Annotated in this window: 11 protein-coding genes; 6 read left to right on the forward strand and 5 right to left on the reverse strand. The window is 52.6% G+C overall.

The window, feature by feature from the left end:
• Positions 1-249: 249 nt before the first annotated feature.
• Together WCV85_00495 and secG are read right to left on the reverse strand one after the other, a co-directional pair.
• A complete protein-coding gene (locus WCV85_00495; protein MFA6473334.1) occupies positions 250-2,070 on the reverse strand; it encodes a peptide ABC transporter substrate-binding protein in 1,821 nt (606 codons plus the stop codon).
• A gap of 9 nt (positions 2,071-2,079) precedes the next feature.
• Positions 2,080-2,316 (reverse strand): preprotein translocase subunit SecG, encoded by a 237-nt coding sequence (gene secG / locus WCV85_00500; GenBank protein ID MFA6473335.1) that lies wholly within the window; start codon positions 2,314-2,316, stop codon positions 2,080-2,082.
• A gap of 93 nt (positions 2,317-2,409) precedes the next feature.
• Between secG and WCV85_00505 the strand changes: the two genes are divergently transcribed.
• Together WCV85_00505 and WCV85_00510 are read left to right on the forward strand one after the other, a co-directional pair.
• Positions 2,410-3,492 (forward strand): hypothetical protein, encoded by a 1,083-nt coding sequence (locus tag WCV85_00505; GenBank protein MFA6473336.1) that lies wholly within the window; start codon positions 2,410-2,412, stop codon positions 3,490-3,492.
• Between the two features lie 4 nt (positions 3,493-3,496).
• Positions 3,497-4,714, forward strand: coding sequence for a PsbP-related protein (locus WCV85_00510; protein ID MFA6473337.1), 1,218 nt, complete (start codon positions 3,497-3,499; stop codon positions 4,712-4,714).
• Between the two features lie 198 nt (positions 4,715-4,912).
• On the opposite strand, the gene uvrC is transcribed toward WCV85_00510, so the two are convergent.
• Entirely contained in the window at positions 4,913-6,757 is a 1,845-nt protein-coding gene (uvrC, locus tag WCV85_00515) for an excinuclease ABC subunit UvrC (GenBank protein ID MFA6473338.1), read from the reverse strand.
• Positions 6,758-6,984: 227 nt separating this feature from the next.
• Here uvrC and uvrA point away from each other — a divergent pair, with 227 nt between their 5' ends.
• Positions 6,985-9,855 (forward strand): excinuclease ABC subunit UvrA, encoded by a 2,871-nt coding sequence (gene uvrA / locus WCV85_00520; GenBank protein MFA6473339.1) that lies wholly within the window; start codon positions 6,985-6,987, stop codon positions 9,853-9,855.
• A 46-nt stretch (positions 9,856-9,901) separates the two neighbouring features.
• On the opposite strand, the gene WCV85_00525 is transcribed toward uvrA, so the two are convergent.
• Positions 9,902-10,153 carry a hypothetical protein gene (locus tag WCV85_00525; GenBank protein MFA6473340.1) on the reverse strand — a complete coding sequence of 84 codons (252 nt, stop codon included), beginning with the start codon at positions 10,151-10,153 and terminating at the stop codon, positions 9,902-9,904.
• 385 nt (positions 10,154-10,538) lie between these two features.
• On the opposite strand from WCV85_00525, the gene WCV85_00530 reads away from it, so the two are divergent.
• Together WCV85_00530 and WCV85_00535 are read left to right on the forward strand one after the other, a co-directional pair.
• Positions 10,539-11,465: a hypothetical protein gene (locus WCV85_00530; GenBank protein ID MFA6473341.1), complete on the forward strand. Its 927-nt coding sequence runs from the start codon at positions 10,539-10,541 to the stop codon at positions 11,463-11,465.
• The gene (locus WCV85_00535) at positions 11,462-12,838 is read left to right on the forward strand and encodes an O-antigen ligase family protein (protein ID MFA6473342.1); all 1,377 of its coding nucleotides are present in this window, start codon (positions 11,462-11,464) and stop codon (positions 12,836-12,838) included. The genes WCV85_00530 and WCV85_00535 overlap by 4 nt, the downstream gene beginning before the upstream one ends.
• Before the next feature lie 306 nt (positions 12,839-13,144).
• On the opposite strand, the gene WCV85_00540 is transcribed toward WCV85_00535, so the two are convergent.
• Positions 13,145-13,399, reverse strand: coding sequence for a hypothetical protein (locus tag WCV85_00540; GenBank protein MFA6473343.1), 255 nt, complete (start codon positions 13,397-13,399; stop codon positions 13,145-13,147).
• A 251-nt stretch (positions 13,400-13,650) separates the two neighbouring features.
• On the opposite strand from WCV85_00540, the gene WCV85_00545 reads away from it, so the two are divergent.
• The gene (locus WCV85_00545; protein ID MFA6473344.1) at positions 13,651-13,929 is read left to right on the forward strand and encodes a co-chaperone GroES; all 279 of its coding nucleotides are present in this window, start codon (positions 13,651-13,653) and stop codon (positions 13,927-13,929) included.

Below are 13,929 nucleotides of genomic sequence, written 5' to 3' on the forward strand. Positions count from 1 at the left end.
ACGCAGGGGAAAGCACTGATACTACCAGGGAAAAGGTACTTTGTCAAGCCTTCATGCTGGTATTGTACCGTGAGGCTGGGGACTTACCTAGTAGCAAGTATTTGCTACACGATAGAAGGTTTCGTTTTCGGTAGCGGTATTGATGGAGGGGCGAGGCATGCTCGAAGACGTGCATTGCTTCCTATCATATTGCTCACAACTTCTATCAATACCTCCATCCCAACCAATACCTTCAATCCAAAACCCCTGCTAGGGGCTCCACTTCCACACTCGATGCGTTTCCACGTACCACTCGGTAGCGTTGGTGAAACGCTGGCCACCCGCAAGAATCGTTGGCGTTTCCAAGGTGGAGATACGCTTCTTGGTTACCAGGTTCGCCAGGGGCTGGTAGAGGAAAATTGCCGGCGCTTCTCGGCTCACAATGGACTGCACCGTGCTATACGCTTTCGCTCGGTCCGCAGCGGTGACATTTGCTTTCCGTGCGTTGGTGAGTGCCTCATCTAAGTCTTTGCTGTAGAAACTGGTTAGGTTCAGCCCTGGATCAAAACTTTGTGTGGAATGCCAGAATGGGTAGAGATCCAAACTGCCGTCGTACCGGTCAGCATAGAGGAGTGCAGAAAAATTTCGTTCTTTCACAATCTCTTTCCCAAGGGTATTGGGGTCAACTACATCCACCGTGGCAACGGCGCCAATATTTTTCCACGCATTGACAATGCCATCAGCCGCGGCTTTATATTCCTCAACGTCTGGCACGGTTAGCGCAAAACGGAGCTCAACGTCTTTTTTCTTCCGTACCTCACCCTCCAATTTCCATCCTGCATCGTCAAGCCGCTTCGCTGCCCCCGCCACATCAGCAGTGCGGACAGCTGGGTTGGGGTCAGCACCCGGCATGCCAAACAGTACTGGCCCAACAATGACTTGCGCATTATCCCCCCGGGCAGTTTGCAGTACGGTTTTTGGGTCAACCACATCCCGGAGCGCGGTACGAACGGCTTGCTCGGTGAAAAGCGCTTTCTTGAGGTTGAAGAAAACAGCAACAACTTGCGGAAGGGGGAGAGGGGTGAAATGTACCCCACGGATTTTTTGGGCTCGGGCAAGCGCATCAGTATTCACTAGGCGAACCCCGTCCGCCTCACCGTTAGAAAGGACGTCCACCGCACCTTCGCTATCAGCCACGAAGCGAATTTTCAAAGTATGCAGCAACGCTGGGGTTGCAGCATCGGGAAAGCGTTCCAGTGTTAAACCCCGAATATCACCGCTCAATTCTTTTTTCCGGAATTCTTTAAACTTGAAAGGCCCATTGCCGATAGGTTTCAGGTTATAATCCGTGGTGCTCATAGAGGCCGGTGGGATGTCCCCCCAAATGTGTGCCGGGAGAATGCCCACAGTCAAGAGTTCGTGCAGTCGTGGCGATGCGGTTTCCAAGGTGAGGGTGACCGTCCGATCATCAGCTGTCGCAACCTGCATGCCTCGGAAGAGGGTGTACCTTGGGCTGGCCACGTTGGGGTTTTGGATGGTCTCAATGGTGAAGCGCACGTCATCCGTGGTGAGCGCTGTGCCATCATGCCAGTGGAGATTTTGGCGGAGCAGAATGGTAACCGTCTTTCCATCAGGCGCTTCAGTTACTTTTTCGGCGAGATCATTCACGTACTCACCATTCGGGTTCTGCCGAAGCACACCGCTGAAGAGCAACGGTGTAAGCGCCAAATCGGTGTCGCTGCTTGCTAGTACTGGATTCAAATAGCGTGGTGTACCCATGACTGCCTCGGTGTAGGTGCCGCCAATGGTGGGCTCGGGTATCCAGTGTCGGTTGATGTAGCGCCCAACTAAAATAGCAGCCGAACCGAAGAGGAAGAGAATAGCAATCCGAAGCACCCACGCTTCTTTGGGCTTGAGGTAGCGGAATAAATAGGTGAATTGGCTCCAGGTTGGCAAACGAGAATGGTTCAAGTGCTGTACCAGGGCATGATCCGCGTCAACCGAAACTGCCGGCGCAGGGGTTGCCCGGTTCCGGAAATGATCCGTAAGATTTTTTCTGACGCGCGACAGCGAAGAGAGGGGATTGCGCACAAATCTACGTTAGACCGACTGCGTTCTGAGGATGAGCGTAGCAATTGCCGCCCCTGCGAAGAGCGTAGCCAGAACAATGGTTGCAATGAAAAGGACACGCTCTGCACCGCGCTTCGTTTGGTACACATTTCCCTCACCACCAAAAGCCGCGCCCAGGCCACTGCCCTTGCTTTGGAGGATGATTGTCACAGTGAGGAGAACCGCGGTGACCAGCACCACAATACTCAAGATCTTTTCCCAATTCATACGTGGATTTGAGTGTACGAATTTTACCTGTACTTGTCAAGGCGAGCCTATCATCGTACCCTAGAGAGAGAATCGAAACTAAGCCAAAAAGGTATGTATAAACCCACTGGGTTCATCGCCCTCCCCACCCTGGGTCTGCTCATTCTTGTAGCAGCCGGCATTGCTTTTGCCTCCTGGTGGTTTGCGGGCAGGGAAGAAGCAGTAGCGCCAACCATTTCCAATTTTACGGAGTGCGCGGCAGCCGGGAATCCAGTGATGGAAAGTTACCCCCGCCAGTGTAATGCGAATGGCCAGAATTTTGTGGAGGTGATTGTGAATACGAATGCAGTGGTGAATGAGAATGTGCCCGGCGAAGCCGGGTCCGGCTCCGCCGGAAATGTTGGAGTGAACAGTAATACCAACGCTGCGACGAACACGAATGTCGCGGTGAATGGAAATACAAATATTGTTGCAGATCCAACCGCGGGGTGGAAGACGTACACGAGTACGACGCACGGTTTTTCGCTGAAATACCCAACAACAATGCGTGTCTTGGAAGTGAACGAAACGAATGGGATTATTCTTCGTGTTGGGGTCGCTGGTAGTTCTAATGGAGATAATATTTTAATTTATAATAAAAGTGCTAATTCTGGTATACCGTATAGTACGGTTAAAACTGGGAATGGTAGAACGTTTGTCATTTCCCATGTTGGAACTGAGGCTGATCTAATCCTCTCCACCTTCACTATCCTTGATGCGACTAAAAATTGGAACGAGTTTACAAATAAACCCTGGGGTTTTTCCTTCAAGTACCCGAAAGAGTGGAAAGTATTGCAAAATTCTATCCAGGCAATTGATACAATGGGGCTGCCGGAAAACGTACTGAAGATCGGGGCAAGTCCACGGCCTATATTCGTATTGTATGTCGATCCAATGGGTTGGGGGGTTGGAAATGTGCACTATGCAATGACGGTAAAAAAGCAAAACGACAAATTTATCATTGTTGAAGGAAAACCTACTGGTGCAAAAACAGGGGAATTTGGGTTAAGTGAATACTATTCAGTAAGTGTCAGGCAAGAAAATGCAGAAAATCCTCGAATATACATTAGCTTTCATTCAGCAATAAAAGCTGAAGAATCTGCTGAATTTAATTCCTTGGTAAGACAAATTATTTCAACCTTTACTTTCACAAAGTAAGTATATGCATAACCACCCCAAAGGTTTTCTCCCCATCGCGGTGGTCCTGGTTGCAGTTGTTGCCGCACTGGTTGTTGCCGGTGCGTCGTACTGGTACACCAAGGATAAAGCTGAGGAAGTAGTGAATACCAATACTGCCGTCCTTACCAATACGAACACGGTGAATGAGAATGTGAATGTTGCAGTGAATAGCAACGTCAATGCGACGAACACGAATGCGGCCGTGAATAACAACACGAATGCCGCTAACGGAACAAGTAAAACGTATACGTCAGCTACACGGGGTATCTCTTTCACCTACGCGCCAACATACGCTGACTACAAGATTTTAGTGAAAGAAACTTCAAGTATGCTCTATGTCTACACTGAGGACATGAAACCCGAAGCCGGTCAGTTTGTTCAGTGGTTTACAAAAACAGCGTCGACCCCACTGAAGTCCGCAATTGAGCAACAGTTTTTGAAAGGCTACTCGTCCGCAGATTGCTTCGTTATCACGCCTGATACATACTCTGCTTCCAAGATGGGGTCAGGTTGGAACACTGCACGCATTGCGTACCCGCCCGCAGCGGTTAACGCGGAAAATCCATGGGTCGGCGCTGAGAAGTGTCCAAAGGTATATACTGCGAGTAATGGTCTAAGTTACTTTGCGGAGGACAAGGATGATCCAACAAAGTTTTTCTTCTTTAGTATTGGGCAGTACATGATCCCCGCTGGGTCCGCCACGGTTGGTGAAAAAGGCTGGGAGGAAACGGTCACAATTGATCCAACGGTGGGGTGGAAGACGTATACGAATATGTCCTACGGGTACTCAATAAAATACCCAGCTGACTGGATTTTGGATATAGCATCAATTAGCTCTGGGGATTTGTATATTCTCACTAAGGAACGACAAGAAAAGTTAGACGCGAAAAAAATGATTAGAGTTATGGACATTGGGGTCAAGGTATACACATCGGCATCAGACTTACCAAACAATTCAGTAAAGAAGCTAGGCTTTGAGGATTGGATTGATCAAGAGGCTGACTCATATGGTTTTATCAAACGCAAATCGATCACCCTGGATGGGGTTGTAGGCTATCAAGGCGTAGGCTCTGGTGATGGTGCTTCGTACCTAATTTTTATACAAAAAAGCGGGAGGATATATGAAATCCAGACCGGTGATACGCAATCTCCTTCACAAATTGAGCAGCTGGTGATAAATTCATTTATTTTTACGGAGTAGGCGCTTTCTCCGCTTAGCGTGTAGTCGCACAATCTGAAAGACTCGTTTACCATGCACAGCCATGGCGGGTTTTTTCTTTTTCTCGCGGCGTTTTACCTTCAGGTCAAGTTTTCGTTCTTCAAGGGTAGGCATATGCATTATTCCCTAAGCGCAGGCCGCTGTGCCTGCGCGCGGGCAGGGACGCCCGCGCTGGGAAAATTATAGTTTCTCCCTGATGACTTTGAACAGTGCGGGTCCCACGGCTTGTCGCAACTCCTCATCCGTCGCGCGGCGTACCCCGGCCACCGAACCAAAGGTTTGCAAAAGTTTTTTCTTCATCACTGGGCCAATACCAGGAATCGTATCCAAGGCTGATTGGATGCTTGCCTTCCGGTGCTTCCCGCGGTACCCGGCAATGGTGAAGCGATGGGCTTCGTCGCGGATGCGTTCAATGAGGAACAAGCCGTCGGACGGATTTTGCAAACGGATGGTTGGCGCATCTGGCCGGAAAATCTTTTCTCGTTCGCCTTGCTGGGGTTCGCGGGCGTGGCCGCCTTTGGCTAGTGCAACGATTGGCACGGTAACGTCTTTTGGAATCACTTTTCGCGCCACGCTCAGCTGACCTGCGCCGCCATCGAGAATGAGTAAATCAGCCGTAGGCCAGGCAGCTGTAGGCCGTACGTTGAATGTATCTTGCTTATGGCTTACGGCTGTAGAGCTTATGGCTTCAGCATGTCCAAACCTTCGTTGTAAGACTTCAGCTAACATGGCTGGATCATTCGACCCTTGCACCGTCTTGATGGTGAAGCGGCGGTAGGCTTTCTTCTCTGGCCGGCCATCCACGAAGACCACCATGCCGCCCACGGCGTGCTCACCTTGGACATTGGCAATGTCGTAGGCCTCAATGCGGTGCGGGATTTCTGGTAAGTCCAGAGCCTTTGTCAACTCGCGCAAGCCTTTCAGCAGCCGAGTATCATCTCGTTCAAAGCTGGCTTTCTGTTGGCGTAAAAATTCTTGGGCATTGAGGTTGCTCACGGCCAAGAGTTTCTTTACCCTGCCGCGCTGGGGGATGAAAGGTTCGGCGCTGGTGACATTGTGGAACGCCTTGGACAGTTTCAGTGGAAAGGGGAGTGCCAAGCGTGCCGGCGGGTCTGTCACCTGGGTGTAGAATTGTTCCAGGAAACTGGCCAAGACATTTTCCGGTGTTTCATCCAGGACATGCTGGAGCAAGACCACCTGCTTATCGATCATTTTCCCATTGCGAATGATCAAGCGATTGGTGGCGGCCAGCCCGCCTTCGGCGGCGTAGCCAATCACATCCACATTTTCTCGGCTCAGCAGAATGGCGTGCTGCCGTTCCATAATCTTGTGGATGGCGCGGAGTCGGTCCCGTGCCAAAGCCGCGCGTTCAAATTGCTTTGCCGCACTAGCTTTCGTCATCTGGCTTTGAAGTTGCTTTTCAATCTCCTTCGTCTGGCCACCCAAAAAGCGCATGAGCTGTTGAATAACTTCTCGGTACCGAGCCTTGCTGGCTTCATTTGTCCCATGCCCCAAGCAGCGGTGGAGGTGGAATTCAAAGCAAGGTTTCTCCGGCGAGTTGGTACAATTTTTGTACGGGAATACTTTTTTGAGGAGCTTCAGGGTTTCATACACCGCACCCGCAGACATGTATGGCCCGTAGTACCGACTGCCGTCTTTGCTCAACCGGCGTACGGTGGTGACTGAAGGAAATTGTTCCGCTAAAGCAATTTTAATGTGCAAAAAGTTTTTATCATCCCGCATCACAATGTTGTACGGCGGGTGGAGCTGCTTGATGCGCGTGGTTTCCAGCATCAGGGCTTCTAATTCGCTGCTGGTCACAATCGTGTCTAGCTTCGCAATCTTGCTCACCATAATCCGTTTTGCCTGCGACAAGCTGGACTTCTTGCTGAAGTATGAGCCAACCCGTGATTTCAGGCTGGTGGCTTTGCCCACGTATAAAATTTCGCCCTTCTCGTCAGAAAAGGTATAGACGCCGGGCTTGGCCGGTAGGACTTGCAGTTGGCGTTTCAGAGCAGGGGACATGAGGGGAGTATAGCAAGCTGCGAAAAGGGTTTGGGTGGTGGTGTGGCGGCGAGTATGGGTATGGTATAAGGTTGGAGGTTTTCCAAATCGCTCCACCCTTTAACCCCACTCGCTGCCACACCTAAACCCCCACCGCTCCATAGCCCTTGACCTCCCTTGACACGCCGTGTATACTGCTCCCACTCTGCTGCACCTGTGCAGCGTCGCTCAACCAACCACCCCATTCTATGGCCGATGTCATCAAGATCCGCGGTGCTCGGGTGCATAATCTAAAGAATGTTTCCCTGGATATCCCACGGAACGCCTTTGTGGTTTTTACCGGTCTATCCGGTTCCGGTAAATCCTCACTGGCGTTTGACACGATTTACGCCGAAGGCCAGCGCCGGTACGTGGAATCCCTGTCCGCGTACGCGCGGCAGTTCTTGGGGCTCATGGACAAGCCAGATGTAGACCAAATTGACGGTTTGTCACCCGCAATTTCCATTGACCAAAAATCCACGTCCCACAATCCACGTTCCACCGTGGGCACGGTGACGGAAGTGTACGACTACCTACGCCTGCTCTACGCCCGCGTGGGTGTGCCGCACTGTCCTACCTGTGGCCGGAAAGTGCAGCGGCAAACTACGGAGCAAATTCGGAATCAGGTACTGAGCAGCCCTAAAGGGACGCCCATTCTCGTCTTGGCGCCCATGGTGCGGGACATGAAAGGGGAGCACAAGCACGTGTTTGCGGATGTGCGCAAAGCAGGGTTTGTCCGCGTGCGTTTGGATAACGTGGTGGTCTCCCTGGATGAGGCTGAGCAGGTTGAACTCAACAAGCACAAGAAGCACAGCATTGAAATTGTCATTGACCGGCTGACCATTGAGCCCGATATGGACAAGCAGCGGTTAACTGAATCGTTGGAAACTGCTGGACGCTTGGGCAAAGGCTTGATTGTGGTGGCGAAAGGAGCCCCTGGCACTGATCCAACGAGAAAAGCAAAAGACAGCCTGTTCAGCCAGCACTTCGTCTGCCCGCACGACGGCACCAACCTGCCGCCGGTGGAGCCCCGCAATTTTTCTTTCAACAATCCACACGGTGCGTGTGCGGAGTGTACGGGTTTGGGCACGAAGTTGGAAATTGATCCGCAGCTCGTCATCCCAAATCCAAAACTCTCCATTGCCGAAGGCGCCATTCGCCCGTGGTCCCGTACTGCTTCCAACCAAACCTGGTACACCAGGATTTTGGACGCGGTGCTGGCTAACCTGGGTACCTCTGGCCGCATTCCGGTGAAAGATCTGCCCAAGAAAGTGCTGGACGTGGTACTGCATGGCGCAGGCGACAAAGAGTTTGACGTGAACAACCCCACCGGCCAAGGCAAGGTGAAAGCCTTCATGACCACGTATGAAGGAGTTATTCCAAACCTCATGCGCCGGTACCGGGAAACCGATTCAGACTACATCCGTTCGGAAATCGAACGCTACATGCGCGTGTGGCCCTGCCCCACCTGCAAAGGCCGCCGCTTGAAGCAAGAAGTGCTGGGCGTGCTCATTCAGGACAAAAATATTTCTGAAATCACCTCACTGACTGTAGAAAAAGCCAGCGCCTTCTTCGCGAGCTTAGCCAAGCCCAAAGTGCTCAGCGACCGGGACATGATTATTGCCAAGCAAATTCTCAAAGAGATTCGCGCGCGCTTGGGTTTCCTGAGCAACGTGGGTTTGGACTACCTCACCCTGGATCGTGCTGCCTCCACCCTCTCCGGTGGGGAAGCACAGCGCATTCGCTTAGCCACGCAAATTGGGTCGTCCCTGGTGGGGGTGCTGTACATTCTGGATGAGCCATCCATTGGTTTGCACCAGAAGGACAATGCGAAGCTCATTTCCACTTTGCAGACGTTGCGAGATTTGGGGAACACGGTTTTGGTGGTGGAGCATGATGAAGAAACCATTGAAGCCGCAGACTACGTGGTGGACATTGGGCCCGGCGCAGGGGAGCACGGAGGTACCGTGGTCGCTGCTGGGACACCTGCCGAGATTAAGAAGAACAAGCATTCCTTAACCGGGCAGTACCTCTCGGGCAAGAAATTCATTCCTATTCCCAAGGTGTCCCGGAAAGGGAATGGGAAGTTCATCACCATCAAAGGCGCCAAGGAATTCAACTTGCAAAACCTTACGGTGCACATCCCACTTGGCACTTTCGTCTGCGTCACGGGTGTGTCTGGTTCTGGGAAGTCAACGCTCATCACCGACATTCTCTCCCGCGCGCTGGGCCAGCACTTCTACAATGCCAAAGACATGCCAGGGGCGCACGACACCATCACCGGCATTGATCATTTAGACAAGGTCATTACCATTGACCAGTCACCCATTGGCCGCACGCCGCGTTCGAATCCAGCCACCTACACGGGCGTGTTCACTCCCATTCGCGATCTGTTCACCCAAATTCCAGAAGCGAAAGTCCGCGGGTTTGGTCCAGGTCGCTTCTCCTTCAACGTTCCGGGTGGCCGCTGCGAAGCCTGCCAAGGTGACGGCCTGGTGCGCATTGAAATGCACTTCCTGCCAGACGTGTACGTGGAGTGCGAAGAGTGTCATGGCAAGCGCTACACCAGCCAGGTGCTGGAAATTCTCTACAAGGGCAAGAACATTGCCGACGTGCTGAGCATGACCGTGGAAGAAGCCTTGCAATTTTTCCGGCACATTCCCGCCATAAAAGGAAAATTGCAGACGCTGATGGAAGTGGGTCTGGGCTATGTGCACCTGGGTCAATCCGCCACTACCCTCTCCGGCGGGGAAGCGCAGCGCGTGAAATTGGCCACCGAACTTTCTCGGCGCGCCACCGGGCGGACGCTGTACATTCTGGATGAGCCAACCACTGGTCTGCACGTGGACGATGTTGCTCGTCTACTCGCTGTATTGAATCAGCTTGTTGAAAAAGGAAATACCGTATTAGTCATTGAGCACAACCTGGACGTCATTAAGAGCGCCGACTGGGTTATTGATCTGGGTCCAGGCGGTGGCGACAAAGGCGGCAAGCTCGTCGCCGCAGGCACGCCCCGACAAGTCGCGAAAGTGAAAGCCAGTGCGACAGCGCAGGCCTTGAAGGCGGTACTGGAGAAGTAAGTATGTTGTGAAAAAGAAAGCCCCGACCTGGTGAGAGGCCGGGGACTTAGGGCAATAGCGCTTTAAGAGCTCGCTTCACTGCGATAGCAGCATTGTAAGGAAAGTGCTTATTTCGCTCTGCTAATTTTCGGTCAATCGCCTCTTGAATGTCTTGGCGATAGATCTTGAATTTTTTTGAGCCATTAAACGACAAATTTACTGAACTTTTGCTGCACGAGTTCACAACGATGACACATTTTGCCCCCTTATGGTCAATAGTTGTTTGCTCACCAGGCTTGACGGTGAGATTGAGGGGCATGTTGTGCCTCCGTTGAAGTAAGAACCAGGTTGGTGTGGATTTTTGGGAAACTTGTTTGAGTTCGGGGAGTATACCAGGAGTTGGGGGAATGTCAAGGATGCAGTTACGAAATACGAATATGGTTACGAATTACGAAATAAAGATACGAAACTACGAATGTACGAATGGGGAGGGAATGGGAATACGGTGTGCAAGATTGTGCAACGTTTCCCTCGCCCTTTGAGGGAGAGGGAACAAGGGAGAGGGGGAGGCGGTTTGGGTGTGGCGGCGAGTGGGGTTATAGGGTATAGGCGTAGGTTGGTCCAAAGACCATTTTCCAAACCATCTACCCTAACGAGCCTCCATACCCTTCACCCCTGCCCCTGCTTCAAGGTAGGATACCAGCATGACCCCTGTGGAAACCGCCATCCTCCGAACCCTTGCCTACTTCGACATTTTTTCCTACCCGCTGACCAGTTGGGAGCTGTGGAAGTGGGGGATTGGTGAGTTAGGGAAAGGTTTGGATTTTTCTCAGTTGCAACAAGCTTTCCGAAACAGTCCAATACTTCAATCCAAAATTGGTCACCAGCACGGTTTTTTCTTTCTTCAGGGTCATGAGGAAATTATTGCCACGCGCCAAGCGCGGTACCGGTTGGCGTTACTCAAAGCCAAACGTGCCAGGCGGATTGTCCGCACGCTGGTGCGATTTCCATTCATCCAAGCTGTTGCATTGTGCAACTCCATGGGTTTGGCCAACGCTCGGCCGGAGAGCGACTTGGATCTTTTCATTCTCTGTAAACCCGGCCATGTGTGGCTGGTGCGCTTTTTCACCACGGCCTACGCGCGGCTCCGAAACATTCGGCCCCAGCCAGAGCATCGAGAAGATACCGTGTGCCTATCTTTCTTTTTGAGCACGGACCAACTATCGTTGCAGCCATACCTGTTGCCGGACGATCCATACTTTACTATGTGGCTGGCAACCTTGGTGCCGCTGCATGACCCAGCCGGATACTTCCCCCGGCTCTGGCAGGCAAACCCCTGGTGCGCGGAAAAGCTCCCGCACGCTCAGCCACGCGCGCTCGCGCCGCAGCGGGCTGTGTCCACCAGTTGGGTGGCCCGCGTGCTGGCGCCCGTCGTAGGTTGGCACTGGGTGGAACGTCTGGTTGCAAAAATCCAACGTCGCATTCTCCCTGCACACCTCAAAGCACTGGCAAATCAGGACACGCGGGTGGTGATGAATAACCACATCCTCAAGTTTCATGACAACGACCGACGGGCGCAGTATGCGCAAGCATACCGCGAGCGCGCTGCCTCGGTTGGTGCGCCACTATGAAACGCCTGGCCGCCATTGTTGGTTGGGGAGTTTGCCTGTACGTTTTCCTCTTGCCATGGCAAACCCGCTGGATTGCAGTGGCTGGGCAGTTGGGCAGTGGTACGTCTGAATTCCTCAGCGTCAGTGTGTACGCCACCGATCTCCTGCTTGTTGCGCTCTTTCTCGTCGGCGCGTACATCACTCTCTCCCCACGTTGGGGTGACCGGCGCGTGCTTGCCGGGATTCTGGCCTTTGCTCTGGTGGTGGTTGGTTCTGCGGTCATGGCGAATCGGACCGAACTGGTGGTCACGAGTTGGCGCCTGCTGCTCATTGGCGTGCTGCTGTACTGGATGGTGCAGCAAGCCTGGGTGTCACGTCAGCACCTAGTCATCGCCTTTGTGGCTGGCGCCACGCTCCAGGCTGGTTTTGGCCTAGTGCAGTTTTTCTCGCAAATCACCCCGGCACTAAGTTGGCTCGGGCTGGCCGCACATGACCCAGGGATGTTAGGCACATCCGTGGTGGAAGCCGGGGGCGAGCGGTGGCTGCGGGCGTACGGCAGCTTGCCCCACCCAAATATTCTTGGGGGTTACCTGGCCGTCGGCTTGCTCATGGCTTTTGGTTTGTACCTGCAGCGGTACCAGCACGTTCGGGAAGGGTTTCAATTGTGGAAGCGAGAGAATATTCACCGCTACCTGGAAGGGAAACGTTGGTACTGGAAGCAGGCGCTGCATATTCTCATCCTTTTACTGGCCTCCACCATCCTCGTACTAGGGTTACTGCTGACGTTCTCACGCTCAGCTTGGATTGGCTTTGCCGTCGCCTGGGTACTCACCCTTGGCATTCTGCACCAGCTTCGGTGGCCCTGGGGACAGTGGCTGTGGTTCAAGTGGTCCGTGGTCATGGGCTGCATTGCCGTAGTTCTCATTACTGTCCTCCCACAGCCTTTCCTCACCCGCGCTACAGGCGAAGGTCGGCTGGAAGCACAGTCCGTGGATGTTCGGGAACAACTTATCACTGACGCACGAACCCTTCTCGCAAAACATCCGTTGCGTGGCGTTGGGTATGGCAATGCCGTGGCCGCTACGTACGACCAAATCAACCGTACTCGGGCAGTGACCGCCTACCAGCCAGTGCACAATATGTACCTGCTCAGTTTAGTTGAGCTCGGCACCATTGGCGGCCTGGTCTTCTTCGCGCTCATTGTCCTCATTGGCCGAGCCGGGGTGGAGACACTGGTTCGGGGTCGGTCAGCTTTTGCGCTTATGAGTCTCAGCGCATTTGTCTGCCTGCTCATCGTTGGTTTATTCGACCACTATCTCTGGACATTATCAGCGGGGGTAGGGCTCTGGTGGCTGGTGGCGGGGTTGGTGGGGAGGGGAGAAAGAGAGCAATAAAGCTATAGAGTGGTAGAGCTATAGAGATCCTGGAAGCCTGCAACTAGCTATTATTGCGAGAAACGAATCCTTGAGTGACGTGGCCTGTCTGCCGACGAGGCAGGCAATCTTGCTGTAATACGGAATCAAGTTGACGGTCTGTGCTCTTTTTTTCTGTCATCCTGAATTATATGACCTGTCCGCCGAAGCAGCAGCGTAGGTGGAATGATCCCCAGACGATGTATCAACTTCGGAGATTCTTCGAAGACTCAGAATGACAGAGGGAGGGGCGAGGAGTAGCGGGGAGGCACAGCAATGCATGCTTGATTACTCAGGGAGTTTTTTCATCTCCTGCACTCGTTTATGAATTTGGTAAATTTTCCACCACCGATGCAAGGCAATTCCTGACCAGAAAATTTCCACTGACCCCAGGAGCCAAGCCTGCGTCAGGAGGCCGTAGATGCCACTGGCCAGGCACGCGGCAGCAAAACCCAACACCCAGTTGGGATGTCTGCGTTCCATGGCGTAGGTGAAGAGCATGGTCAGCACGGCGACAATGCCGAAAGCGGTGAGGAGATCCATGCACCAAGTATCATGGGTTTTTCACACATAGGCAAGCTGGGGCTGGCTCTTGACACCCCGTTTTTCCCTGCTACAATCAGGAGTACAGCGGTTTAGCACTCTCATGGTCGAAGTGCTAAAACTGGTTACGAAATACGAAATTTCGTACGAAAATACGAATTACGAACCCATTTACCAGCTAGTTGCAAGAGTAGTTGAAACCGTTCGTATTTCGTACTTTCGTAGCATTTCATTCGTAATTCGTAATACTTATGCAGCTCAAACCCCTGGGCGACAGAATTGTGGTGAAGCCCGCCACGCAGGAAGAAGTGACCAAGTCCGGTATCGTGCTCCCAGACACCGTGGATAAGGAGAAGAAGGAGCAAGGTGAAATTATCGCCATTGGCTCCGGTGAAAAGATTGCCAAGCTCAACCTCAAGGTTGGCGACATTGTGCTTTTTGGCAAGTACTCTGGCGATGAAGTAGATGTGGAAGACACAGAGTACAAAATCCTCAAGGACGAAGACGTCCTGGCAATTCTCCTCAAGTAA

The sequence above is a fragment of the Patescibacteria group bacterium genome (genome assembly GCA_041665345.1).
Classification (GTDB): Bacteria; Patescibacteriota; Patescibacteriia; order PEXW01; family PEXW01; genus JBAYJA01.

Bases quoted from the DNA above. Each gene is read 5' to 3' on its own strand.
- secG (MFA6473335.1), bottom strand. From the start codon at position 2,316: ATGAATTGGGAAAAGATCTTGAGTATTGTGGTGCTGGTCACCGCGGTT.
- WCV85_00505 (MFA6473336.1), top strand. From the start codon at position 2,410: ATGTATAAACCCACTGGGTTCATCGCCCTCCCCACCCTGGGTCTGCTC.
- WCV85_00510 (MFA6473337.1), top strand. From the start codon at position 3,497: ATGCATAACCACCCCAAAGGTTTTCTCCCCATCGCGGTGGTCCTGGTT.
- uvrC (MFA6473338.1), bottom strand. From the start codon at position 6,757: ATGTCCCCTGCTCTGAAACGCCAACTGCAAGTCCTACCGGCCAAGCCC.
- uvrA (MFA6473339.1), top strand. From the start codon at position 6,985: ATGGCCGATGTCATCAAGATCCGCGGTGCTCGGGTGCATAATCTAAAG.
- WCV85_00525 (MFA6473340.1), bottom strand. From the start codon at position 10,153: ATGCCCCTCAATCTCACCGTCAAGCCTGGTGAGCAAACAACTATTGAC.
- WCV85_00530 (MFA6473341.1), top strand. From the start codon at position 10,539: ATGACCCCTGTGGAAACCGCCATCCTCCGAACCCTTGCCTACTTCGAC.
- WCV85_00535 (MFA6473342.1), top strand. From the start codon at position 11,462: ATGAAACGCCTGGCCGCCATTGTTGGTTGGGGAGTTTGCCTGTACGTT.
- WCV85_00540 (MFA6473343.1), bottom strand. From the start codon at position 13,399: ATGGATCTCCTCACCGCTTTCGGCATTGTCGCCGTGCTGACCATGCTC.
- WCV85_00545 (MFA6473344.1), top strand. From the start codon at position 13,651: ATGCAGCTCAAACCCCTGGGCGACAGAATTGTGGTGAAGCCCGCCACG.